General features: G+C 55.3%; 1 protein-coding gene. It reads right to left on the bottom strand.

The window, feature by feature from the left end:
• The coding region (locus FN960_RS21970; RefSeq protein ID WP_143850838.1) for a YbhB/YbcL family Raf kinase inhibitor-like protein at nucleotides 1-257 on the bottom strand (257 nt) is incomplete at both ends.

The following is a 257-nucleotide window of genomic DNA, read 5'->3' as shown; positions in this document are numbered from 1 at the left end:
GTTCTATATCCAGCGCGTGAACGGTAAAAATGTAGCGATGAGTTTCGCCTTTCGGCGGTGCTGCGCCATCGTACCCGGTTTTACCAAAGTCGGTACGCGTCTGCAAAACGCCGTCTGGCATTGCTACCAGACCAGAGCCAAACCCTTGCGGTAATACGCGGGTATCAGCGGGTAAGTTAACAACTAGCCAGGGCCACCAGCCGGAGCCGGTTGGCGCATCCGGGTCGTAGCAGGTGACAACAAAACTTTTCGTTCCA

The sequence above is a fragment of the Alkalicoccobacillus porphyridii genome (assembly GCF_007293315.1).
GTDB lineage: Bacteria > Bacillota > Bacilli > Bacillales > Bacillaceae_D > Alkalicoccobacillus > Alkalicoccobacillus porphyridii.
The sequence above is the reverse complement of the archived record's forward strand: the minus strand, read 5'-3'. Positions and strand labels throughout refer to the sequence as shown.